The organism is Kitasatospora sp. NPDC001225, from assembly GCF_053597855.1.
The window spans coordinates 1-23,497 of record NZ_JBSFJC010000103.1; the positions used below are offsets into that span (position 1 = coordinate 1).

General features: G+C 72.8%; 20 protein-coding genes and 2 pseudogenes. 15 read left to right on the forward strand and 7 right to left on the reverse strand.

Annotated elements, in window-relative coordinates; genetic code table 11:
• Both ACWDCZ_RS28700 and ACWDCZ_RS28705 read left to right on the forward strand, forming a co-directional pair.
• Positions 1-195, forward strand: a pseudogene (locus ACWDCZ_RS28700) (MgtC/SapB family protein); the annotation flags it as partial.
• A 63-nt stretch (positions 196-258) separates the two neighbouring features.
• The gene (locus tag ACWDCZ_RS28705; RefSeq protein ID WP_449817334.1) at positions 259-630 is read left to right on the forward strand and encodes a VOC family protein; all 372 of its coding nucleotides are present in this window, start codon (positions 259-261) and stop codon (positions 628-630) included.
• Positions 631-649: 19 nt separating this feature from the next.
• On the opposite strand, the gene ACWDCZ_RS28710 is transcribed toward ACWDCZ_RS28705, so the two are convergent.
• A complete protein-coding gene (locus ACWDCZ_RS28710; protein WP_449817335.1) occupies positions 650-889 on the reverse strand; it encodes an AAA-associated domain-containing protein in 240 nt (79 codons plus the stop codon).
• A 339-nt stretch (positions 890-1,228) separates the two neighbouring features.
• Here ACWDCZ_RS28710 and ACWDCZ_RS28715 point away from each other — a divergent pair, with 339 nt between their 5' ends.
• Positions 1,229-2,440, forward strand: coding sequence for an MFS transporter (locus tag ACWDCZ_RS28715; RefSeq protein ID WP_449817336.1), 1,212 nt, complete (start codon positions 1,229-1,231; stop codon positions 2,438-2,440).
• Positions 2,441-3,044: 604 nt separating this feature from the next.
• Here ACWDCZ_RS28715 and ACWDCZ_RS28720 read toward each other — a convergent pair.
• The 3 genes and pseudogenes from ACWDCZ_RS28720 to ACWDCZ_RS28730 form a co-directional block, all read right to left on the reverse strand.
• Positions 3,045-3,455, reverse strand: a pseudogene (locus tag ACWDCZ_RS28720) (class I SAM-dependent methyltransferase); the annotation flags it as partial.
• Between the two features lie 40 nt (positions 3,456-3,495).
• Complete coding sequence (locus ACWDCZ_RS28725) at positions 3,496-3,837, reverse strand: thioredoxin family protein (protein ID WP_449817337.1); 342 nt, start codon at positions 3,835-3,837, stop codon at positions 3,496-3,498.
• A gap of 198 nt (positions 3,838-4,035) precedes the next feature.
• Entirely contained in the window at positions 4,036-4,638 is a 603-nt protein-coding gene (locus tag ACWDCZ_RS28730; RefSeq protein WP_449817338.1) for a DUF1349 domain-containing protein, read from the reverse strand.
• A gap of 581 nt (positions 4,639-5,219) precedes the next feature.
• On the opposite strand from ACWDCZ_RS28730, the gene ACWDCZ_RS28735 reads away from it, so the two are divergent.
• Complete coding sequence (locus ACWDCZ_RS28735; RefSeq protein WP_449817339.1) at positions 5,220-8,021, forward strand: ATP-binding protein; 2,802 nt, start codon at positions 5,220-5,222, stop codon at positions 8,019-8,021.
• Positions 8,022-8,030: 9 nt separating this feature from the next.
• On the opposite strand, the gene ACWDCZ_RS28740 is transcribed toward ACWDCZ_RS28735, so the two are convergent.
• Positions 8,031-8,846, reverse strand: coding sequence for an alpha/beta hydrolase (locus ACWDCZ_RS28740; RefSeq protein WP_449817340.1), 816 nt, complete (start codon positions 8,844-8,846; stop codon positions 8,031-8,033).
• 232 nt (positions 8,847-9,078) lie between these two features.
• Here ACWDCZ_RS28740 and ACWDCZ_RS28745 point away from each other — a divergent pair, with 232 nt between their 5' ends.
• Entirely contained in the window at positions 9,079-10,146 is a 1,068-nt protein-coding gene (locus ACWDCZ_RS28745; RefSeq protein ID WP_074003390.1) for an alpha/beta fold hydrolase, read from the forward strand.
• 65 nt (positions 10,147-10,211) lie between these two features.
• Here the strand turns inward: ACWDCZ_RS28745 and ACWDCZ_RS28750 are convergent, their stop codons facing one another.
• Positions 10,212-12,935: an AAA family ATPase gene (locus ACWDCZ_RS28750; protein WP_449817341.1), complete on the reverse strand. Its 2,724-nt coding sequence runs from the start codon at positions 12,933-12,935 to the stop codon at positions 10,212-10,214.
• Positions 12,936-13,539: 604 nt separating this feature from the next.
• On the opposite strand from ACWDCZ_RS28750, the gene ACWDCZ_RS28755 reads away from it, so the two are divergent.
• Positions 13,540-14,847, forward strand: a complete 1,308-nt coding sequence (locus ACWDCZ_RS28755; protein WP_449817342.1) for a helix-turn-helix domain-containing protein — start codon at positions 13,540-13,542, stop codon at positions 14,845-14,847.
• On the opposite strand, the gene ACWDCZ_RS28760 is transcribed toward ACWDCZ_RS28755, so the two are convergent.
• Positions 14,827-15,465, reverse strand: a complete 639-nt coding sequence (locus ACWDCZ_RS28760; RefSeq protein WP_049649458.1) for an HAD family hydrolase — start codon at positions 15,463-15,465, stop codon at positions 14,827-14,829. The genes ACWDCZ_RS28755 and ACWDCZ_RS28760 overlap by 21 nt on opposite strands.
• 296 nt (positions 15,466-15,761) lie before the next feature.
• On the opposite strand from ACWDCZ_RS28760, the gene ACWDCZ_RS28765 reads away from it, so the two are divergent.
• The 9 genes from ACWDCZ_RS28765 to ACWDCZ_RS28805 all read left to right on the forward strand — a co-directional run bounded on the left by ACWDCZ_RS28765 (position 15,762) and on the right by ACWDCZ_RS28805 (position 23,422).
• Positions 15,762-16,637 (forward strand): helix-turn-helix domain-containing protein, encoded by an 876-nt coding sequence (locus tag ACWDCZ_RS28765; protein WP_449817343.1) that lies wholly within the window; start codon positions 15,762-15,764, stop codon positions 16,635-16,637.
• Positions 16,634-16,864, forward strand: coding sequence for a DUF397 domain-containing protein (locus ACWDCZ_RS28770; RefSeq protein WP_049649459.1), 231 nt, complete (start codon positions 16,634-16,636; stop codon positions 16,862-16,864). The genes ACWDCZ_RS28765 and ACWDCZ_RS28770 overlap by 4 nt, the downstream gene beginning before the upstream one ends.
• A complete protein-coding gene (locus ACWDCZ_RS28775) occupies positions 16,861-17,142 on the forward strand; it encodes a DUF397 domain-containing protein (protein ID WP_449817344.1) in 282 nt (93 codons plus the stop codon). Before ACWDCZ_RS28770 ends, ACWDCZ_RS28775 begins: the two co-directional genes overlap by 4 nt.
• Before the next feature lie 121 nt (positions 17,143-17,263).
• Complete coding sequence (locus tag ACWDCZ_RS28780; protein WP_449817345.1) at positions 17,264-18,559, forward strand: helix-turn-helix domain-containing protein; 1,296 nt, start codon at positions 17,264-17,266, stop codon at positions 18,557-18,559.
• Positions 18,556-19,440, forward strand: a complete 885-nt coding sequence (locus tag ACWDCZ_RS28785; protein WP_387824887.1) for a phosphotransferase enzyme family protein — start codon at positions 18,556-18,558, stop codon at positions 19,438-19,440. The genes ACWDCZ_RS28780 and ACWDCZ_RS28785 overlap by 4 nt, the downstream gene beginning before the upstream one ends.
• Before the next feature lie 315 nt (positions 19,441-19,755).
• Positions 19,756-19,947 carry a hypothetical protein gene (locus ACWDCZ_RS28790; protein WP_387824884.1) on the forward strand — a complete coding sequence of 64 codons (192 nt, stop codon included), beginning with the start codon at positions 19,756-19,758 and terminating at the stop codon, positions 19,945-19,947.
• The gene (locus ACWDCZ_RS28795) at positions 19,944-21,398 is read left to right on the forward strand and encodes a hypothetical protein (RefSeq protein WP_449817346.1); all 1,455 of its coding nucleotides are present in this window, start codon (positions 19,944-19,946) and stop codon (positions 21,396-21,398) included. The genes ACWDCZ_RS28790 and ACWDCZ_RS28795 overlap by 4 nt, the downstream gene beginning before the upstream one ends.
• Before the next feature lie 36 nt (positions 21,399-21,434).
• Positions 21,435-21,941, forward strand: a complete 507-nt coding sequence (locus ACWDCZ_RS28800) for a LuxR C-terminal-related transcriptional regulator (protein WP_074003427.1) — start codon at positions 21,435-21,437, stop codon at positions 21,939-21,941.
• A complete protein-coding gene (locus ACWDCZ_RS28805) occupies positions 21,941-23,422 on the forward strand; it encodes a LuxR C-terminal-related transcriptional regulator (protein WP_449817347.1) in 1,482 nt (493 codons plus the stop codon). Before ACWDCZ_RS28800 ends, ACWDCZ_RS28805 begins: the two co-directional genes overlap by 1 nt.
• Positions 23,423-23,497 lie beyond the last annotated feature (75 nt).

Below are 23,497 nucleotides of genomic sequence, written 5' to 3' on the forward strand. Positions count from 1 at the left end.
GCCCGCCGCACCGACAACGGCGACGCCACCAGCCTGCGGGCCACCGTCGCGATCACCGGGCAGGTCGCCCCGGCACTCGAACAGGTCGTCACCCGACTGTCCTTGGAGCCCGGCGTACGCGACCTGCACTGGCACCTGGACGACGGCCGCGACGCCGCCGGGCAGCCGACAGCCACGGAGCCGGCACTCGCGTGACTACGGCCCGCACCCGGCCGCCCGTCGACACCACCCAACCACCCCGACCGAGAGGACACCGCAGTGATCACGGCCCTCGACCACGTCCAGCTCTCCGCACCACCCGGCAGCGAGGCACTGCTGCGCGCCTTCTACGGCGACGTCCTCCAGATGGCGGAGCTGCCCAAGCCCGGGCCGCTGACCGGCCGCGGCGGCTGCTGGTTCGCCGCCGACGACGGCCGGGTCCGGCTCTACCTCGGCGTCGAGGAGCGCTTCCGCCCCAGTACCAAGGCCCACCCCGGCCTCGCGGTCTGCGAGATCGACGACTTCGCCCACCGGCTCGCCGAACTCGGCGCGCAGGTGGTCTGGGACGACAGCCTGCCGCCCCAGCGCCGCTTCTACACCACCGACCCCGTGGGCAATCTCCTGGAGTTCGTCGAAGCCTCGGCCCCCTGACCGGACGGGGCCGGGCGCGTCACAGCGCGGCTTCCGCGCCGGGGTCGAGCTCGAACTCGGCGTCGTCGGCGTCGTCGTCGTACAGCTCCGCGTACCGACCCCAGTCGATGGCGGTCTCCAGCTGCCGGCGCGCACCGACCGGGTCGAAGCCGCGCCGCAGCAGGTCGAGGAAGAGGCCCTCGCGCAGGGTGTGGTCCTCGGTGGCCCCCGGGACGCCATCGACGTGAAGATCGCGAAGATCGACGCGCCACTGAACCACGCCCGGTCCGCCGGACCGCCCATCCCCGAGGCACGCGACGGGACCGCTCACCGGCACGGACCAATGCCCCGGGCCCGGGCCCTGTGGTGTCTCAGGCCGCGAGGCCGACGTCGAGGACCGGGGCGGCACCGGCGGGGCGATAATTCCGGCCGGTCTCCGCGGCCCGCCTGTTAGGCTCCGCGGGTGTTCATCGTGATGTTCATCTGACGGTCCTGGGTCCCTCCCGCCCAGGTTCTGATCCGTCGAGGGTGCGGTTCCCCATGCCCTCCGGACTTCGATCACCGTCAGACGTCGGCGGCCGCGCACACGACTCCGGCCGCGCATCATCGGAGCCTCCTCATGCTCGCAGTTCTTCTCCTTCCCGGCGCGCTTCGCGCCTTCCTCCCCGCCCTGGTCGCCCGGTCCGCCCTGGCGATGGGCGGCCTGGCCCTCCTGCTCGCTGTCCAGGCCAGTACGGGTTCGTACTCCCAGGCCGGCTTCGCGACAGCGACGTTCGGGATCGCCAACGTCGTCGCCGCCCCTTGGCGCGCCCGGGCCGTCGACCGGCTCGGGCAGCGGATCGCGCTCACCGCCATGGCGGCAGGCCAGGCCTCGGGGTTCGTCGCCCTCGCGCTCATCGCGGGAACCGAAGGCGTCCCGGATGCCTGGTTCCTCGTCCTCGGCGCGGTGGTCGGCCTGACCGCGCCGCCCCTGGGAGCCGCGATGCGGATGATCTGGGCGTCGCTCACGACCGCCGGTGACCAGCGGACGAAGGCGTTCAGCATCGACGCGGTCTGCGAGGAACTCCTCTTCGTCGGCGGTCCCGTCGTCATCACCGCGGTCATCGTGGCCACGTCTCCCGCCACCGGACTCTGGGTGACCGCCGCCACGGTCTTCCTCGGCACCGCGGCGATGACGTCCAGCGCGTCGTCGGGGGCGCTGCGCGGAACCGGAGGGGGCGTCGCTCGGGGTGACCGCCCGCTCCGGCAGCCGGGATTCGCACGGGTGTTGACCGTCCTCGTGGGCGTCGGCGGCGTGCTCGGCGTCGCGGAGATCGCGGCGCCGGCCGTCGCCGCGCAGCGTGACGCCGTCGCGGCCTCGGGCTGGCTCCTGGCGGCCTTCGCCGGCGGAAGCGCCCTCGGCGGGTTCCTCTACGGGCAGCTGAAGCTCACGTCGGGCATCGGCGCGAGGCTGTTCACCCTGTGCACCGGCATGGGGCTCGCCGCGGTGCTCGTGTCCCAGCTGCACCCGCTCGGTCTCTTCGCCGCGGGCCTCGCCCTCGTCGGCCTCTTCCTCGCCCCCTCCCTCATCACCGGGTACCTCATCGCCGACACCGTCGTCCCGGAGTCCGGCCGGACGGAGGCGTCGACCTGGATCAACACCTCCGTGAACCTCGGCGCCTCGCTGGCGTCCGCCGCCGCCGGAGTCGTCATCGACGAGTCCGGCGGCTGGTTCGCCCTCCTGCTCGTGGGAGCGATCGCTCTCGCCCTCGCCACGACCGCGCCGTTCGCACGACTGCGCGAGATGGAGCGGCCCGCGGCCCCGGCTCCCGATCGCTGCCAGAACGGCTGACGATCCCGTTGGCGTCACCGACGCCGACACCGGGCCCGGACCCGGGCCCGGACCCGGACCGGCCACGACGAGCGACGAGGCCGCAGCTGCTGGGCTGCGGCCTCGTCACGGTGAGGAGCGTTTCAGTGCCGAACGCCGCCGTGGCACAGCCGGGCGGTGTGGACGGTGTCGGCCGTGAGGTAGAAGGCGTCGGGACGTCCGAGGATGCCCGCGGACGTGTCGCTGTCCAGGAGCTGCTCCAGCGTTGCGCGGTCCTCCGGATCCAGCCGGTCACCGATCCGGTCGCGCAGCGGGTCAGACGCAGGTGCAGGTACTCCCGCGCCGACATCCCGAGGGGGGACGTGAGATCGGTGAAGAAGCTGCGCGTTCCGCTGGGGACGAGCCCGGCACGGGCGAGCATGGCCGGCCAGTCCTCCACCGTCGCGGCCACGCCCGGCAGTTGGTCGCGCATCGCGCCGAAGGCATCCTCGGCGGCCGCGTCCAGGCGGGCCTGCAAGCCCGGACGCCCCGTGCCGATGTCGCGGGGCAGGAAGCGCGGGGGAAGCCCGCTCTCGGCGACGGCGAGGAGCCCGCCCGGCCGCAGGCAGGCGACCAGGGAGCGCAGTGCCGCCTGCTGGTCCCCCACCTGCTGGACGCCGTGACGGCTCCAGATCAGGTCGGCGGCACCCAGCGCGTCGAACTCGCCGCTGACGTCCGTCAGTTGAGTGACGACGCGGTCCGCCACCCCCTGAGCCGCCGCACGCGAACGGACCTGCTCCAGGAGGCCGGGCGACCGGTCGACGGCAACGACCTCGGCGTCCGGGAAGGTCTGCGCCAACAGGCAGGTCACCACGCCCGGGCCGCTGCCGACGTCCAGCACCCGGTGGACGGGGGCGTGTCCGCCGCCGCCGATCCGCAGCAGACCCCGCAACCACTCCACGGCCCGCAGGAGAGCGGGGGCGTGCACACCGGCTTCGCGTTCCCGGAGCGCGCCGGAGGCGTCCCACCCGAGGTCCTGGTCGTGCTGCGGGTTCATGAGTCCATGCCTTCCTTCGTGGGTCGGTCCGGGTCCGCGCTCAGCGGAGGAAGGGGGCGAGCTGGCGCTCCAGGACCGGCTTCGGCGCGGCCCCCGTCCACGCCATGGCGACGGCGCCGTCGGCGTAGACCACGAAGGCGGGGATCGACGTGACCCCGTGCCGCTCCGCCAGTCCGGGCTCCTCATCGACGTTGATCTTGACGACGTCCAGGACGCCCGCGTGCTCGGCGGCCAACGCCTCGACGATGGGAGTGACCCTGATGCACGGCCCGCACCACGCGGCCCAGAACTGGACCAGGACGGGGCGCTCCGCCTTCAACACGCGGGCGGGGAAGGTCTGTTCGGTGACACTCTCCACGAAGCGGGTGGACTTTGCGGCCATGGTGGGGCTCTCCTCTTCCGGTGCGTTCGCGCACGAGCGCCGCTCCCGGCGGGACCGGACCGGGACCGGGACCGGGGCGGCGCTCGAACCTCAGCTCCGAGGGTGCGCCCGCAATAGCGGAGGCGGCAAACAGACTTGCCGTTTTCGCAAATATGGTTCCTGCTTCAGGGAAGGTGCGGGGGCCGGGGCACGCCCGGTCTACGATGCGGTCGGGTCGTGGAGCGACGCGTCGGCGGGCCCCTGACGGAAGCCGGTGAACCGTACCTGAAGGCCCTCGCGCTGCGGGGAGCAGCAGAAGGGGCCGGCTGATGCCACCGCCTCCGGTGCCAGCGGGGCGAGCCGGACCATGCGCCACGGGTCGTCGTCGCGACGGGCCCGGATCGTCAGGGCATCGCCGACGCGGCTGGCCCGGACGGTGATGCGGCGCCCGCTCCAGTCGGGCACGGGGGCCAGGGACCAGTCCGACTGCCCGCGGGTGACGACGGCGCCCAGGTGCGGGACGCCGTCCGTCATCTCCACGCCGGCCTTGATCCACGTCCGCTCGTCCACCCGGACCATGAGTCCGGCCTGGTCGTAGAGGGCGTCGAAGTCGGCGACGAAGGTCACTTCGACGGCGCTGGCGTCCGGCAAGGGGGTCAGCAGCGCGTGCCCGTCGTCCCGGACGAAGCCGTAACCGGTGGTGCGCCAGAAGTCGCTGCGGTCCCGGGTGGTGACGAGCAGCCCGGAGCCGTCGTGGACGGCGTCCAGCGGAGGGTTGAGCCAGGTCGCGTCGTCCCAGCCGATGGTGTGCTGATCGCTCATGTCTCTGCTTCCGTTGTGCGGGTGGGGCGCTCGGTCGGTGTTCGTCGGCCCCGGACTCCTCCGCGCCCGTCGACGCGAGGGGAACCCGTCGCGCGGCGGGCGTCTACGGGTGGTGGCGGGCGTCGGCGTGGCGTCCCGTCAGCAGGCCCCCGGGGGCCAGGAGGATGCCGGCCCCACCGCGCCCGTGCCGGACACCGGCCGCCCCCGGCCAGGGTACTGGCCAGGGTTCGACACTGGCTCGACGGGCCCGTGGTCCCGGGATCGTGGTCGGTGGACGCCGCACGGCTTCCACGGCCGCGAAGGAGCTGACGGGGGTGGGGCCTGTTGGCAGGGGCTTCCGGCGTCGGCACGACCGCCCTGGGGCCCGCACGCCGACCAGCGCCGGACGCCTTGCCGGCCTGCCGGAACCACGGGTGGACGGGCTCCGCGGCGACGACGCCCGGACGTTGCTCGACTCGATGCCGCCCGGTCCGGTGCACCCCCGCGTGCGGGACGCGATCGTCGTCGAAGCACGCGTCAGCCCGCCGGCGCTGCGGGAGCTGCCGCGCGGTGGGAACGAAATCAGGAAGGGGCAAGGGGACATGACCGGGTTCCAGCGATGGGGCGTCACCACGGCGATGGTGGGCCGCGAGGACGAGCAGGCGGAACTCGCGGCGTTCGTGACGGCCGCGACGGGCCAGGCGCTGGTCCTGCGGGGGGAGACGGGGGTCGGCAAGAGTTCGTTGTTGAGCCACGCCGCCGCGCTGGCGGAGCGGGAGAGCCAGGTCGTCATCCGGGCCGCCGGTGTCGAGGCGGAGTCCGAGCTGCCCTATGCCGGGCTGCACCAGGTCCTCCATCCGCTGCTCACCGACGTCGCGCGGCTGGACGACGGGACCCGGGCGGTGTTCGACGCCGTGTTCAGCGGAGTGCGGGGCGATCCGCCGTCGGTCATGGCGCTCGGCATCGCCGTGCTCAGCCTGCTGTCGCTCTCCGCCGCGCAGCGGCCGCTGCTGCTGGTCCTCGACGACGCGCAGTGGCTGGACGACTCCAGCGCCGACGTCTGCGGCTTCGTGGGCCGACGCCTGGCCGGCGGCCCGGCGAAGATGCTGGTCGCGGTCTGCAGCGACATCACGTCCCGCTTCGACACCGCCGCACTGCCCGAACTGCCGGTCACCGCCCTCACCGACGAGGACGCGGCCCGCCTGCTGGACCACCGGTACCCGGAGCTGAGCCGACAGGTCCGTCGAATCGTCCTGGAGCGGGCCCGGGGCAACCCGCTGGCCCTGCTGGAGCTGCCCGCCCACTTCGCCGGCCGGTCGAGCGATCTCCCGGTCGAAGACCTGATCGGTCAGCACGGCGTGCCGTTGCCCCGACGGCTGCAACGGCTGTTCGGCACCCGCATCGCCGCCCTCGACGAGCGGGTGCGGACCGAGCTGCTGATGGGCGCGCTCGACGGCGCCGGGGCCCCGAGCGGCACCGACACCGTCCCCGGCACCCGTTACGGCATGCGTGACGCCGACACGGCGGTGGCCGCGGGGCTGCTGGACGTCGAGGTGGTCACCGGCGATCTCGTCTTCCGGCACCCGCTCGTACGGTCCGCCGTCGTGCGGATGGCCACTCCCAACCAGCGCCGCGCCGCCCACCTGGCGCTGGCACAGGTTCACCGGGAGAACCTCGAACGCCGGGCGACGCACCTGGCGGCGGCAACGGTCGATCCGGACGAGGACGTCGCCGACATCCTGGAGGCGGCGGCCGAGTCGGCGACCCGGCGCGGCGGCGCGCTGGCGGCCGTGGCCTGGCTGACCCGGGCCGCCGAGCTCAGCGAGACCCACACCGGCCGGTCCCGGCGCCTGGCCGACGCGGCCTTCGTCGCCGCTCACGCCGCCCGCCTCGGCCAGGCGCACCGGCTGGTCCAGGCGGACCTCACGCCCGGCTCGACGGGGTCGCCGGCCTCGGTGCTGGCGGCCGCCTACCGGGCGCTCCACCAGGACGGGGACGTCCGCTCCACGCACCGCCAGGTCTCGGCCGCGATCGAGAAGCTCCGGGACGGCGGGTCGGCCGTCGCGTCGACTGCCGGCGAAGCCGAACCTGACGAGGTCCTCACCCGGCTGGTGGTCCTGCTCCTGACGATCAGCCAGTACAGCGGGGACCGCGCGGCCTGGGAGAGCACGCACGAACTCCTCGCCTCCCTGGGCAGCCTCCTCACCCGACGCTCGCGTCTCTACAGCGGCACCTGGAGCGACGTGACCAGGCACGGAGCCGGCTTCGCCGGGCCGGTGCGACAGGCCGCCGCGACCCTGCCGGACCTGGAACCCTGGGACGTCACGCAGTTCGGCGCGGCCGCGTACCACCTCGACCTCCTGAGCCACTACCGCCCCCACCTGCAGCGTGTCGTCGACCGCGAGCTGGAGACCGGGGCCGTGGCAACCGGCATGGTCATGCTGCACCAGATCATGCTCGACCAGTTGACGGTCGGAGAATGGGCCGAGGCCGAGGACACCGGACAACGCGGCCTGGACCTGGCGACCGAGCACGGCCACCAGCTGTTCGCCGCCCAGAGCCGCGCGTACCTGGCCCAGCTCGCGGCGCTGCGCGGACAGGTCGGGCGGGCCCGGGACCTGCAGGCCGAGGTGGACGCCTGGGCCCGCCCGCGCGGACTGGGATTCCTGACCCAGGTCGCCGACGCCGCCGGCGCGACCGCCGCGCTGAGCTCCGGCGACTACGAGACCGCGTACCTCTACGCCATCGGCATCACCCAGCCGGGCAAGTTCCGGCCCTACGCCTACCAGGCCTCGCGCACCCTGCTCGATCTCGTCGAGGCCGCCCGGCACACCGGACGCGTCGACCAGGCCCGGGCGCACGCCCTCGCCGCCCGCGACGCCGGTCTGCCGGAGGTGTCGCCCCGCCTGGGGCTGATCACCTACGGCGCGCTGGCGATGACCGCCGAGGACGAGCGGGAGGCCGCCGAGATGTTCACGCGGGCCGAATCCCAGCCGGACGCCACCCGCTTCCCGTTCGAGCTGGCCCGGATCCGGCTGGCGCACGGCATCCGGGTGCGCCACGTCCAGGGCCCGGCCCCGGCGCGGCAGTACCTGGTCCCGGCGGCCGAGGTGTTCGAGCGGCTGGGCGCGGCCGGCTGGACCGAACGGGCCCGGGCCGAACTGCGCGCCACCGGGGCCCCGCCCCGCGTCCCGACGCTGACCGTGGCCCCGCTGACCTGGCAGGAACGCCGCATCGCCGACCTGGCCGCCGGCGGCCTGACGAACAAGGAGATCGGCGCGCGGATGCACCTGTCGCCGCGTACCGTCAGCTCGCACCTGTACCGCGTCTTCCCCAAGCTGGGCATCACGGCCCGGGCGGCGCTGCGCGACGCGTTGAGCCGGACCGACGCGGCGCAGGTCTGATGCCCGCGCTCACCCCTGTGGGGCCACGGCCTCGACGCCGTTGGCGGCCAGCCAGCCGAGGACGTGGTCGGCGACCGAACGCCAGCCGCTGTCGAACACCAGGGAGTGCCCCCGATCGGCGAACTGCTTCAGGTCCGTCACGGCGGAGGAGTCGCCGTAGAGCTTGTAGACCGAGCGGGTCACGGCGTCCGGGACCATCCGGTCCTCCTGGCCGGAGACCAGCAGCAGCGGTCCGCGCGCCGTATTGGCCGTGTCCACGACGGTGCCGGCCGGCCCGGTGGCGGTGCCGTCGAGTCCGAGGTCCGCGAGCAGCCGGAGCGGGGCCGGGACGGCGTACCGGTCGAAGAGCTGCTCGGCCTCCCCCTCTCCGACCGTGTTGACGACGAGGTGTCGGAACCGGGCGCGCGGCAGCTGCCCGAAGCCCGGGTGCCGGGTCGGGCCGACCGACATCAGCGGCCACGGCCGGGACCGGCCGTCGGCCGTCGGCACACCGCCGGCCGGCAGCGGCGCGAGGGCGACGGCGGCGCGGCCGAGGTCGGCCCCGAGGAGGTGCTGGGCGATGAGGCCGCCGGCCGAGTGCCCGATGAGGACCGGCGGGTCGTCGAAGCTGCGCACGACCTGCTCGTAGTGGGCTGCGAGCGCGGCGAGCCCGAGGTCGCGCGGCGGGCCGGGATCGCGGCGGGCCTGGTCGGCGGTGTGGGCTTCGCCGGGCCAGCCCGGGACGCACACCGCGTAACCGTACGCGGTGAACCGCTCGGCCCAGCCCTCCCAGGAGGACATGTGGAACCACGCACCGTGGATGAGGACGACGGGGGTTTGTTTCACGGCCAGACCTTCCGAATTGCACGCACGACGATCCGCCGGCATCACGGCGCTCCTTCGAGGATCACCGAGCGGCAGGCCGGCGGACACAGTCGAATGACTGAATCCGGCGCCCCGGCAGACCCTTCGCGGGTCCGCGGGCGACTTCCCGCGTCTCGACGTCATGTGACCGATGCGTCCGGCCGGCGGCCGGAGAACAGTGGAGGCACCAGCGGGTCTCCAGGAAGGATCAGACATGATCGACAGGCGTGCCTTCACCAAAGCGGTCGGTCTCGGCGTGGGCGCCACGGCCGTGTCGGTCGGCGCGGTCTCGAACGCGCCTGCCGCCCTCGCGGCCGGTTCCGACCGGCCCGGCCGCCCGGCCCCGGTCGTCCCGGCCGTCACCGCGGGCACCCACACCACGTTCACCGACCTGAAGCGGGTCCAGGCCGGCGTGCTCGACATCGGCTACGCCGAGGCCGGGCCGAAGCACGGGCCCGTGGTCATCTGCTTGCACGGCTGGCCCTACGACATCCACAGCTATGTCGACGTGGCGCCGCTGCTGGCGGACGCCGGCTACCGGGTGATCGTGCCGTACCTGCGGGGCCACGGCACCACCACCTTCCTGTCCCCGACGACCGTCCGTACCGGGCAGCAGTCCGCGATCGCCCTCGACGTCATCGCCCTGATGGACGCCCTGAAGATCCCCGAGGCGGTGCTGGCCGGCTTCGACTGGGGCTCGCGGGCCGCCGGCACCGTCGCGGCGCTGTGGCCGGAGCGGGTCAAGGCCCTGGTGGCGGTGAGCGGTTACCTGATCGTCAACCTCCCCTCGCAGAAGAACCCGCTGCCGCCGAAGGCCGAGCGCACCTGGTGGTACCAGTACTACTTCGCCACCGACCGCGGCCGCGTCGCCATGGAGACCAGGCAGAACCGGCACGACCTGTGCCGACTGGTGTGGGAGGAGACCTCCCCCACCTGGAGGTTCGACGACGCCACCTTCGAACGCACCGCGGCGGCGTTCGAGAACCCCGACTACGCCGCCATCGTGATCCACAACTACCGCTGGCGTCTGGGCCTGGCCGACGGCGAGCGCCGCTACGAGCACTACGAGCGGCTACTCGCGGCCCGACCGCCCGTCACGGTGCCGGCCATCGCCGTGGACCCCGCCCTCGACCCGTTCCTGCCCACCACCGACGGCAGTGGGTACCGGAAGTTCTTCACCGGCCCCTACGAGCACCGCGTCCTCACCGGCATCGGCCACAACGCGCCGCAGGAGGCGCCGACGGCGTTCGCCCAGGCCGTGGTGGACGCCGACCATCTGTGACCCCTGCTGATCCCGCACGGCTGTCACCGGACGGCCGTCACCGCATCGCCGTCACCGTACGGCCGTCACCGTACGGACAGGGCGCCGTCGATCTCTCGACGGGAGGAGATCCCCAGCTTGGCGAAGACCTTGCGCAGGTGCCACTCGACCGTACGGGGGCTCAGGAACAGGTGCTCGCCGATCTCCGCGTTCGGGTGCCCGGCGGCCGCGAGGCGGGCGATCCGCGCCTCCTGCGGGGTCAGGACCGGCGCGCCGACGGTCCTCTTGCGAACCGTCTCACCGGTGGCGAGCAGCTCACGCCGGGCCCGCTCGGCGAACCCCTCCATACCCGTGCGCCCGGCCGCCTCGTACGCCGCCCGCAGCTCGGTACGGGCCTGCGCGCGCCGGTTCCGGCGGCGCAGCCACTCCCCGTACAGCAGTCGGGCCCGGGTCTCGAACACGCCGAGCCCACCGCGGCCGAAGTGGTCGACGGCCTCGCGGTAGCGGTCCTCGGCCTGCTCGGGTGCTCCGGTCAGGGCTTCGGCGACCGCGTGCGCGCCCAGGGCCCAGGGCGTGCCGGCCCGGCTCCAGTCGGCGAGCCGCTCGCGCGCCCCGGCCGCCACGGCCGGCTCGCCGGCCCTGGTCGCGGCCTCGACCAGCTCGCCGCACGTCCAGACGTGCACCACGAGGTCCTGGTACTCCCCGCCCCGGAGCGCCGCTTCCATGGCGAGCGGATAGTTGCCCAGGCCGTTGTGGAGCACAGCCCTCGCGCACGCGGCTACGCCGACGAGTCGGCCCAGGCCGCGCTGCTCGCCCTCGTGTTCCATCGCCTCGATCGCTTCCAGGGCCGGTCGTTCCCGTCCCTGGTACGCGCTGATCAAGGCCGCCGTGGCCGTGCGCGCCACCGAGCCGGTGACCTTGTCCAGGGCCGCGGCCTCGGCCAGCAGGTCGCCCGCCGGGGAGAAACGCCCCGCGAAGCCCAGCGCGGACGCCTGGTAGGGCAGCGCCGTCGAGAGGAGCGACAGGGTTCCCGTCCGGCGTGCGAAGCGGACCGCCCGGCCGCCGATGTCCAGCCAGCCCTGGAGATCGCCCAGCTCCGCGGCGGCGTTCGCGGCCGCCCACAGGACGGACGGGTCCTCCTCGTCGGTGAGGGAGCGCAGCGCCCGTGCCAGCTGCGGGAAGACGGCAGCCGGCCCGTCCACGCTCCGGGCGACCAGGGTCCTGAGGAAGACTCCCGCCGGCTCGTCGCCGGGCGGCAGGTCTCGAGCGGCCTCGGAGACCCGGCGCAGTGCGCCTTCGTCGTACCGGCCGACCCAGATGGCCGCGTCGTACGCCGCGAGGCAGGTCTCCCGCGCGAGGGCCGGGTCGAGGTCCCTGAGCCGACCCGCCGCGTCGAGCAGCGGCTGCACCGCGCCCCTCCCCGAGTCGGTCATGGACGACGCCTTGGCCCGCAGCCGGTCGGCATGGGCCTGCTGCAGCCGGTCCAGCGGCCCCAGCTCCGCGGCGGCGAGCAGGTCGGGCACCCGGGCCGGCACGCCCGCGGCGACATGGGCCGCCGCGGCCGCCAGTGCGCGCCGCGCCCGCGCCTCCGGGCAAGGGGTGAGCGCGGCGGCACGTTCCAGGAAGGAGGCGGCGGCCGCCCGGCCGCCGCGTGCCAGGGCCCGGTCGGCGGAGCTCTCCAGTGCGGCCGCCACCTGTTCGTCCGGCCCGACCGCGGCGTGGGCCCGGTGCCAGGCCCGCCGGTCGGGGTCGCGCTCGGCGTCGGTGGCCTCGGCCAGGGCCGCGTGCGCCGCATGCAGCGCCGCGGCATCCGCGCCGCGCCACACCGCCGAACGCACCAGCGGGTGCCGGAACCGCACGGCGGCTCCCAGGGTGATCAGGTCCGCGGCCTCGGCCGGCGCCACGGCCTCCGGCCCGATGCCCAGCAGACGCAGGGCGTGCCACAACAGCGGCCCGTCGCCGACCGGTTCGACCGCCGCGACCAGCAGCAGGGCGCGGGTGTCGGCCGGCAGGGCGTCGACGCGCCGGCGGAAGCCGTCCTCGAGCCGGGTCGCCAGCGGGCCGGCGCCGGGCCCGCCGAAGCCGAACGCCAACTCCGCCGGCGACAGGCCCCGGGGCAGCTCCAGCAGGGCGAGCGGATTCCCGCCGGTCTCGGCCACGATCCGGTCCCGGACCCGGGCGTCGACCGGCCCCGGCAGCACGCCGTCCAGCAGCGCCCGGGCGTCCGCATCGGCCAACCCGCCCAGCGGAAGGTCCGGCAGACCGGAAAGGCCCTCGTCGTCCGCCTTCCCGTCGGTGATCCGCTCGGCGAACACCAGCGCCACCGATTCCGCGTCCAGCCGGCGCCCGACGAACGCCAGGATTCGCCGGGACATCAGGTCCAGCCACTGCGCGTCGTCGACCAGGCACACCAGCGCGGACCGGGCCGCCGCCTCGGCGAGGAGACCGAGGACCGCGAGCCCCACCAGAAGCATCTCGGGCGGGTTTCCCGTGCTCAGGCCGAACGCGACCCGCAGCGCTTCCTGCTGCACCTCCGGCAGCCGGCCGAGGTGCGACAACAGCGGGGCGCACAGCCGTTGCAGGGCCGCATAGGCGAACTCGGCCTCGGCCTCGACACCGGCCGCGCGTACCACCTGCCACTGCCCCGCCTGCCCGGCCAGATGGTCGAGCAGCGCCGACTTGCCGACACCCGCCTCACCCCGCAGCACCAGCACCCGGCTGCGCCCGTCGCGCACCTCGCGCAGCAGACGGTCCAGCACCTCCACCTCCCGGGTACGCCCGATGAGCTGGTGGTTCGCGGACTGCGGCATGGCACCTCCGGGGAGAGTTCCTCCCGGAGGAGCTGCACCCATCCTACGAAGGGCGGGGCCGGCCGAGTCGCACGGGTTCCGTCACGACCGGCGCGCGGCGGTCAGCCGGTGGCACGCGCGGTGGTGCGGGGCCCGGCACCACCGCGCCGTGTCACCTCAGCGTCCTGAAGGCGGCGCGGAGTTCTTCGGCCAGGAGCCGCGGCTGCTCCCGGGCGGCGAAGTGGCCGCCCCTGTCGGCCTCGTTCCAGTGGACTCCTTGCGTCGGAACGGGATGTGAGGTGTTCCGCCCGCCGTCGGGCGTCACCGGCCTACCCCGGCGCCCCTCGTGACAGGGGGTTCGAGGCCTCCGTGCGAAGAGGTCGCCGAGGGGCCGTACCGCCCTGGTCCGGGTGGCGTCAGGCCGGGACCACCCGGTAGCTCAGCACCGGCCACGCACCTCTCGAGATCAGGGGTACGAGGCAGAGCATGGCGCCGCGGGGCCGGGGCCCAGCTCCGACCAGGCGGAAGTGGCAATCTGTGCTGAACCGAGCACACACCGCCAGCGTCCCGGGAACAATGGCTGGGGCCGATCCACAAGCGATCCCAAATCCCGAGGAGCGTCGCGATGTCCGAGCGACTACGGAACGACCTACGGCAGGCGCGCCGGGACTCCGGGATGTCCTGGGCGCAGTTCTCCCAGGCAACGAGCTTCACACCGGCGTATCTGCGTAACGTGGAGAACGGGAACAGATCATTGACCGTCGACGTGGCCGCGGCCTACGACCGCGCGCTGCGAACCGACGGCAAGTTCGAGAAGGAGCTGGCCAACGCCAAGGCTGCGCCGTCCGCCGTTCCGTGGGGTCAGGACGGAACGGCACTGACGGTCCTCGCCGACCTCGTGGACGGGAGAGCAGGCCGAGTGGACCGCCGGGGGTTCGTCAAGGCCGGTGCCGCAATGTCGGCATCAGCGGGAGGATGGGCCGGCGCTCTGGGCATCGCCCGCCCCAGCGCACCCGTCGAGAGCGCGCAGAGCGCCGGGGGCACGGCTCTGTTGGTCAACATGGCCGGCCGACTCGAGCTCCTGCGCAGGTTGGACGACGAGCTCGGCAGCGGGGAGGTCCGCAGGCAGGCCTCCGGGGAACTGTCGCTCGCGGTGACCCTCCTCAAAGCCGGCCGCTACCGGGGCACCGCCGCGAACCGTCTCCTCCGGCTCGCGGGTGAAGCCGCACGGCAGGTCGCCTGGTGCACCTTCGACCAAGGCCGCCCCGGTGTTGCCCAGCGGTACTTCGACGCGTCCCTCCGCGCCTCCGCCGAAGCAGGCGACGCAACCGGGGGCGTCTACACCATCTCGTTCGCAGCCGTCCAGCTCTACTCCACCGGCCAGGCCGACCGCGCGGTGGCCCTCCTGGAGACCGCCCGCTCGCAGCTGCGGCAACACGGCACCCCCCGCATGGAGGCGATGCTGGCCGCCCGCACCGCCCGTGCGATGTCGAAGACCACTGCCAAGGCGGCAACCGGCCGCCAACTCCGCCTGGCACACGACATGCTGGACAGAGGCCCACAGGACGACGAACCCGAGTTCCTCTACTGGGTGACCAGGTCGGAGGTGGAGATGATCGCCGGCTCGTGCGCGCTCGACCTCGGCGACCCGGCCGAGGCGTTGCGCCGCTTCGAGGCCGGCATGCGGGCCCACCCCAGCGTCGACGAGGAGTTTCCCCGCAGCCATGCCATCTACCTGGCCCGCGCCGCCGAGGCCCACCTCGTCCTGAACGACCTCGATGCGGCCGTCGCCGCCGCCTGGCAGGCCGCCGCTTGCCTCGGTTCCGTCGACTCCGCCCGCTCCTCCTCCCAGCTCAAGGGACTGCGGGTCAAACTCGCCCCGCACGCCGCCTACCGGCCCATCGCGGACTTCCTACAGGCCGCTGCCGGGTAGGTGCAGCAGCTCGCGCAGACGCCGGGCCACCACGTCCTCGTCCAACCCGAGCAACGGCGTGAACCCGAGTCCGGCGGCGGCCTCAAGGTTCGACTCACTGTCGTCAACGAACAGGCACTCATCCGCGCCTACACCGAGCCGGTCCAACACGATCCGGAAGATCGCCGGATCCGGCTTGCGTACGCCGACGTCGGCGGAGAGCACCACCGCATCGAACGTACCGGCGAGGTCGAAGCCGGAGTACGGGTCGAACGGCTGGCGGCCGAGCGAGTTCGACAGCACCGCCGTCCTGATCCCGGCTGCACGCGCCTGGCGAGCAACGCGGAGCACCGGGTAGGCGGGGAAGGCGTCGTGGAGGTACCGCGCCATCAAGCCGGCAGGCTCGACGCCGATCAGGCCGCCGAACCTCGAGTTCCACTCCTCCTGGGTGATCTGGCCGAGCTCGAGCCGACGGAACAGCTCCTGTCCCTCCGGTGAAGCCCACCCGCGAAGGAACGTCCCGCGGACGATCTTCTCCCGATCCTCGAACGCCTGGATCACCTCGACCATGTTGAAAGTCAGGACACCGAAGAAGTCGAATACCACCGCGCCGAACCCGGTCGCCGGAGATGTCGTCATCCCGGCAGCCTAGGCCGCCCGCCAGGCTCCGGGAACTCCGCGGCATCGGGACCGTAGAGCTCCTCGCGGGCAGCACCCGGCTCACCGGATCCCGGCAGGACCCGGGTCGCCAGGTCACCGGCATACCGCAGCACGCCTGCCGGCGCCTGGATCCATGGGAGGATGCCGCGCTGATACGGCCCTACGCATGATTGGCAAATTGCCAATTCTGTTGCCATACACATGCCGTACATGGTCCGACCCGCTAAGCTGACGGAGCGACAGAATCCTCGGACCACGGCTTCACGGAGGAATCGATGACGCCCGCCGTCCCGCAGCAACCGCTCGCAGCACGCAGCAGGTTCGGCGCCGACCTGCGACACCGGCGCGAAGCCTTCGGCTGGACCGCCGAAGAGGTAGGCGCTCGGATCGGATGCAGCACTTCCAAGGTCACGAGAGTCGAGACCGGCAAGCGCAGCGCCACTCCGGCCGACTTCGAGGCCCTCATGGACCTCTTCGACGTCTCCGAGTCGGATCGGGGCCACCTGGAGGCCCTCTTCCGCCGGGGACGAGCGCGCACGGCCATGTGGTGGGACGCCTACGCTGACGTCCTCAGCAGCAGGTACACGGAGTTCATCTCCTACGAGCACGAGGCTGTCGCCGCGGCCGAGTACCAGGTCGCGTACATACCGGCCCTCCTGCAAACCGAGGCCTACGCCCGTGCAGTCACCGAGGTCGGCTTCGCGGCGCTCGGCCCGGACCAGGTTGACAGCCTGGTCGAGGTCAAGAAGATGAGGCAACGCCGTCTGCGCGACGAGGTCCCGCTTCGCCTGACGGCCGTCATCACCCAGGCCGCGCTGGAGTTCGAGGTGGGAGGACCGTCCGTCCAGGCGGCTCAGCTCCGCCATCTCCGGGAAACCGCCGACCTGGAGTCCGTAGACCTTCGGGTCGTCCCCTTCGACAAGGGGGCTGAAGGCACGTTGACCGGCGCGTTCACCCTGTTCCAGGGCGACGGCCAGGAATCGCCGGGCACCGCCTTCGCCGAGGCCGTCACGGGCACGATCGTCGTGGACGACGCGCTCGGGCTGCGGCGTCTCGCCCGTCTCCATTCCTACCTCCTGCGCGCCGCCCTCGGTCCCCAGGAGTCGCTGGCACTGATCGCGAAGACCGAGAGAAGACTGACCGCATCATGATCGAGACAAACCGCCTCTACTCCGTTCCGCTCGACAATGTGCTCTGGCACAAGAGCAGTTACACCGCAAACAACGGCAACTGCGTCGAGCTTGCGACCGTGCCAGGGCTTCCGGCTGTCGCCATCCGGGACTCGAAGAACCCGGAGATCCCCGCGCTCAGGTCCGGTGCCGGTCAGGTTCGTGCGTTCATCCTCGCCCTCGCGGCCGACACCCTGGTCGAAGCGTGACGACGTACGTGCCGGCCGCCAAGTCGGACCTCTACACGCTCGACCTCCGCGTAGCTCGATGGATGGTGGCCCCGGAGAGCGATCCCGCGGATCGCCTGGAGGTGGCCATCCTCCCGAACGGCGCCACCGCACTTCGGCACTCGGCCACGGGGAAGGTGCTCTTCTTCACCGCGGCAGAGTGGACCGCCTTCGTTCGGGGCTGCCAGGACGGCGAGTTCGAGCAGGACATCGACACGGCCGAGTGCCAGGCGATCCTTGTCCAGGCCGTCCGGCCTTGACCAGGGCGCCTGGCCCACGACGGCAGATGTGTGGAACCACCGGTTCCCGGTACAGGTGAGGAATCCTCCCGGCCGTGGGGACAACGAGATCGTTCCCCACGGCCGGTCGAAGGGGGGCGAGATGGCGGCACGGCCCAACATGCTGCACCCGGAGCGTTCGCCCGAGGAGTGGCTGGGCAACGAGATCCGGCAGTGGCGCATGCTGAGGGGTTACGGGCAGGACGAACTCGGCGCCTTGGTGCACCTCAGCGGCGATCTGATCGGCAAGATGGAACGCGGTGAGCGCAGATGCCTGCCGCATCACGCCGAGGCGCTCGACATCGCGCTGGACACCGGCGGAGCACTCGCCCGCAGCCTCGTGCTGGTGAACATGCAAGTGGGCCTTCGCGGCGAGGACGACTCCGCCGTCACGACCGCGCAGGCAGCCCATCCCTCAGCAGCATTCGTGGACAGCCTGAGCCCGATCGCGGTTCCGCTCATCCAGCCCGGCTCAGGACCTGGCTCGTCGGTGCTTCCAGGGGATATCGCCCACGTCGAGTCCGCCGCCGCCGTCCTGCGCAGCTGGGACAACTTGCACGGTGGAGGTGGTCTCGTTCGGGAGACCGCCGTCGCACAGCTTCGGTGGGTCAGGGGTCTGACCGAGGCGCCGTGCAGCAGTCCGCTACGCCCGAAGTTGCTCACCGCGGCGAGCCGTCTCGCCTCCGCCGCCGGCGCCGTTCTGCTCGACACTGGCGAGTTCGCCGAGGCCGGCCGACACCTTCGGTGGGCGACAGAGCTCGCGGAGGAGGCGAGTGACTGGTCGGCACGTGCTGTCTCCTTCAACCTGCGCTCCCGGCTCGCCACTTGGTGTGAGCAGTACGAGGACAGCGTGACCCTGGCCGAGCTGGGCCTCGTCCGGTCCGACCGGCTCTCCCCCGCCGAACGCGCCATGCTGAACAACGCGGCAGCACGAGGGCACGCCCGGTTGGGCAATCGCCAGGCAGCTCTCGCGGCCATCGGACGGTCCGACGAGGCGTACGGCCAGGTCCGGGCAGCCCAGGAGTCCCCCTGGATGAGCTACTACGACGACGCGCAGCACCACGGCGACACCGGCCATGCCGTCTACGACCTCGCACTCACCGGTCACGCGGTCGACGACGCGCTCGACCGGCTCAGGAACGCCGTCGACGGACACTCTCAATCGTTCGCCCGATCCAGGACCTTCAGCCGGACCAAGCTGACCGGCCTCCTGCTGGTCGTCGGAGACCCCGACGACGTGCTGCCGGAAACCGAGCTGGCCATGGCCGAGGTCGCCCGGCTCCGTTCGCACCGGGCCGTGCGGGACCTCCAGGAGCTGGCGAGCATCGCACGCCGGTACGAACGGCACAGCGGGCTCCAAGGCCTGCACCTCCAGATCGCCGCTACGGTAGGTGGGTGACTACTGCCAGCGGTTCCCATGCCGTCCTGCTCAGGGCATGTGCCGAAGCCGGTCTGTCCGCCGACGGTGCCGAGCTGATCAGGCTGGGCGAGAACGCGTTGTGGCGACTCCCCGAAGGTGTGGTGGCCCGGATCGCCCGCACCGGCCAACGGCCCGCGGCGGTACAGGAGATCGCGATAGCCCGGTGGCTTCACGAGAGCGGCCTGCCCGTCGTCCGTCCGTTGGACGCCTTCTCCGTCCCCGTCCTCGTCGGCGACCGGCCCGTCACCTTCTGGCACGAGCTGCCGCCCCATCGACCGGGCACCGGCGCGGACATGGCTCCGCTCCTCCGCAGATTGCACGAGTTGCCCGTACCCGAGCACATCGATCTCGGCCTCCTCGACCCGCTCGTCCGGATCGCCGAGCGGATCGCCGAAGCGGTCACCCTTGATGACCACCAGCGCAGTTGGCTACGAGGGCACCTCGCGGACCTCCAGGCTGCCTGGGACGACCTTCCGCTCGGAGAGCCGCTCTGCGTGGTCCACGGAGACGCCTGGGGCGGCAACACCGCGGTCACCCGGAACACCACCTACCTGCTCGACTTCGAACGTTCCTCCCTGGGCCGGCGCGAGTACGACCTGGCAACGATGGCAGCGGGCTTCACGAGCTTCGGCAGCATCACCGCCCAGCAGTACGAGGCGATCTGCACCGCCTACGGTGCCGATGTCACGGACCAGCCGAGCTTTCCGGTCCTGCGCAACATCCGCGAACTGCGCGTCACCTGCTTCGCACTCCAGCTCGCCGCGGCCGATCCCACACGGCATCGCGAGCAGGCCCACTACCGCCTCGCTTGCATCCAAGGCCGGGAAGGGGCCCGTCCGTGGGGCTGGACGGTCATCTGAACTCGCCGACACCCTCTGGGATTCGGTCGAACGACGATTCCTGACCCCCCTCCTTCATAGGCGTAGGTGGGTCTGTCCCTCACCGCTTCCCTGACTGTGCATGCCTTCGCAGGCTGCCAGCCTCCGTTCATGGGGACAGCTTGCCCTGTCCCCATGAACATGAAGGGGACACTCGGGGTTGTCCCCTTCAACCCCCTCCCGCTCGTACCGCCTCCCTGGCCACTCTTGACGTGTCGGAGACGCCGCCACCGGCGCTCCCGTCGGGTCCCAGCCGATCCACGTGCTTCGACCCGCCCCCCACGTTCCACTCCGGCCATGGAGGCTCACGTGTTGCGCCATCCGCTGTTCCTGAAGGACCCGGTCACCGGCGACGCCGGTGTGCCGGCCGCTATCGACATCGGCTCGATGCTCGCCGTGGTGTGCGCGAGCACCGAGCACCTGGGCAAGGTCGCCTTCCACCTCGTCCAACCGGCCGACGACGGAGCCGCTCTGACGGAGGCGGCGTGAACGCGACCGCCGACGCCAACAGCACCGAGGCGCCTCGACGGCCCCTGCCGCTGCCCGGCCTCCTCTCGGCCGTCCACATCCTCGACCCCCACACCCCCGGCATCGCGGGCCTGGCCTCCTACCTGGCCCGGAGGCACGCTCGGGTGACGGTCTCGCCGCCGCGCCCCGATTCCCGCCCCGACCTGCTCCAAAGGCTCGAACGGTGCGGTGTCGGCCTTCGGGCGGCCACTCCCGGGACGGCCGCGCTGATCTGGGGCGGGGACAACACCGTGGTGCACGAGGTCCTGGACCACGCCGTCGGCCGAGGCCTGCCCATACTGGGATACGGGCGGGCCGTCGAGCTGCTGGCCGCCACGGCGCCGACCACGGTCGCCGTCGCCGGCAGCCACTCGACCACCATGGCCGCCGCCGCGCTCACCTGCGCGCTCGTCAGCCGCGACCCCGGGTGGATCCTCGCCGAGGCACCCAAAGGGGACTCCGCCGGCTACGACGGCGGCGGAGAGCTCCTGGTGGTGGACCTGTGCCCGGACAGCTCCGGCCACGACGCCTCGCCGCCCGGTTGGCGCTTCCGGTCCCTGGGCGAAGGCCTCGCCCCCGCCGTGACGCTGGTCACCGCCGCGGACGCCGCACCGCCGAGCTGGTGGAACCAGCAGGAGGCGCTGGACCAGATGGAGGCCCTCGCCCGACGGAGCGGCACGGTGGTGCTGTGGGCCGCCCAGCCCGGTTGCCTGGAGCTCGCGGACCGGCTGCGCCGACGCCGGGGCCCGAGCGTGGTGACCGTCGGCCGCGGCGCCGACATGGACGTGCAGGTCCTCGGGAGCTTCTGGACCGGTGAGGAGCACCGCGTCACCGTCCAGGCCGGCGGCGAGCGTCACACCTTCACCGTGCCGGTCGCGGGGACGAACTCCGCCATGGCCGTGGCAACGGCCTGGGCCGCGGGCTGGGCGCTCGGTGTCCCCGGCCACGAACTCGTCGACGGGCTCGGCGCGTTCGCCGGCGTCGAGCGGTCGCTGACCCGGCTCGGCACGAGGGGTGGAATCGACGTCGTGGAATCCATCGCCGTGCACCCGAGGGAGATCGAGGCCGACCTCCAGGGCGCCCGGATGCTCACCGAGGGTGCGGTGGTGGCCCTGTACGAGCCCTCCGGGCATCTGCGGTCGAACACCCTCGCCGGCCTGATCGCCGACGCCCTGACGGCCGCCGACCGGACAGTGCTGCTGCCTGTCCACTCGACGTTCCCCCGTCACCACAACCGCGTCGACGGCGGCGAGAGCATCCTCACCGCCAGTCCCGCGGGCACGGTGATCCGCTACGAGCCCGGCCTGGACCAGCCGGGCCCCGAGTCGCTGGTCGCCTCCCTCGTCCGACGGGGCGACCTGGTCCTGACCATCGGCCCCCACGCCGCGCGACGGATCGGGCCCTCCCTGCTGGCCGCCCTCGACCGGTCGTAGCCTCCCCTCCTCCCCCGCTTCCGCTGGAGATCCGCCATGCCCACCTCCCGCCCCGTCAAGCCCGACCTGTCCGAGGCCGACGTCCTCCTCCTGCAACAGCTGGCCCGCGGCGCCCTGTACGGGGCGATCAGCCGGGCCACCGGGATCGAGCGGGCCAGGGTCGGTACTGCCGCCCTCACTCTGCTGCCGAAGATCGGAGCGAAGTCGCGCTTCCACGCCACCGCCCTGGGCGCGGGATGGGGCCTGGTGCAGGAGGTGCACCTGATGAACCCCATCGGCAACCCGCTGTCGGCGCAGCACATCGCCGTCCTCGCCGGGCTGGTGGGCGGCGAGGACGCGACCGTCACCGCCGAGCGCCTGGGCCTGGCCGTGAACACGGTGAAGACCTACACCCAGACCGTCCTGAGGACGCTCGGGGCCCGGTCGCGGGAGCAGGCGAGCGCCGCGGCCGTTCTCGGCGACCTGGTACCGCTGCGGGCACTCGGCGTCGGTTGGCCGGCCGTGAAGCTCAGCAGGCTTCGGCAGCGGGCGAAGGCGTGCTGATGCGTACGGAAGTGGCGTCCACGGCGCCGGCCGCGCAGTTCGTCGCGGTGTTGGACAGGGTCGGTCTCGGGATGACGAACGCGGCGATCGGCACGGCCATGGATCTGAGTGTCGACACCGTCAAGTACCACCTGCGCCAGGCGTACGACCGGTTGGGGACGGCGAACCGGGTCCAGGCCTTCGCCTGGGCGTGGCAGTCCGGTCTGCTCACGCGTTCGGCCCCGACGGGTGCTCCGCCGGCCCTCACGGACGAGCAGACGCTGATCCTGCGGATCTGGGCGGCGGGCGGGAACCGCCTCGACGTCGCCCGCGCGCTGGAGGTCCGGGAGCGCGCGGCGGAGCTCTACGAGGACGCCGTGCTGGACGTCTTCGGCACGCGCAAGCGCGTTGTCGCCGTCCGCCGAGCACTGGAACACCAGCTGATCGACCCGGCCGGGGGCACCCTGGCCGGGCTCACCACACCCATGGCGGCCGATTCGGGCCAGGGCCGCGCCAGGCACCACCGGACGAAGGGAGCGGCCGGTGCGTCCGGACCCGTAGCGACGACCCCGGCAGAGCTCTGCCACCGTTCCGATCCGGTGGAGCGCGCCGTCGCGATGCTCCGGTCCACGCGCGGTCTGGTCGTACACCTCGGCGCGCTGGCCGCCCTTCCGGAAGTGCCGTCGCTGGCGGAGGTTCTGGCCGGCGCCGCGCCTCGCGGGGTCGCGCCGACCGTCGTACGCCTGGTGCACCAGGCGCTGGCCCTCGGCCTCCCGTGCGCTCTGGTACTTCCTTCAGTGGCGGTCGATCCGGACCGTGCCGTCGCCGTGGTCGGGCTGAGAGCGGCCTGGTCCTGCGCCGTACGCCAGGGCGCGCACAACGGCACCGCCGCCTACGTGGCCGCCGCCCACCGCCTCGGTGCACCGGCCGACGACCTCCTGCTCGCGTGCACCGCCGATCAAGTACCCGTGGCCGGGGAAGCCGGCTTCCGCCGGGTCCTGGCGACCACGAGCTTCGTTCCGAGGACGGAGCCACGACGTGCCCCTGTGCCCGAGCTGAACGGGCTGGAGCGGCGGATCGCCGAACTCGCCGCCGAGGGGCTGACCATCGCCGAGATCAGCGGCCGGGTCCACACCGGGGAGTACCTGGTCCGACACCGCCTGGCCGACCTGCGCCGACGCACCGGCGCCGTGGACGACGCACACCTGGCCGTCCGCCTGATCACGACGGAGCTGATCGGCACCGAGCGGCTGCGCGCCGGGCTGCCCGACCGCGTGCCCGAGCTGGATCAGGCGGGGCGAGCCGTGCTCACGCTGATCTGCACCGGGACGATGAGCGAGGCCGGGGCGAACGCCGCCGGACTGAGCCTGCGCGAGGCCCGCGCCGTCGAGGCCAGGGTCGTCCGTGCGCTCTCGTGGCGCGGCAGCCGCACCCACGCCGCCGCCGTCGCCCTCGTCACCGGCCTCGTCACCCTGCCTCCAACACCTCTATGGGTTGGCTGATCCGGACCGCCTCTGTCGCTGAGAGCCTCCCGATCTGGGCGGCTTCCGGCCAGTTATCCCGGTGGGGTGCCGCTC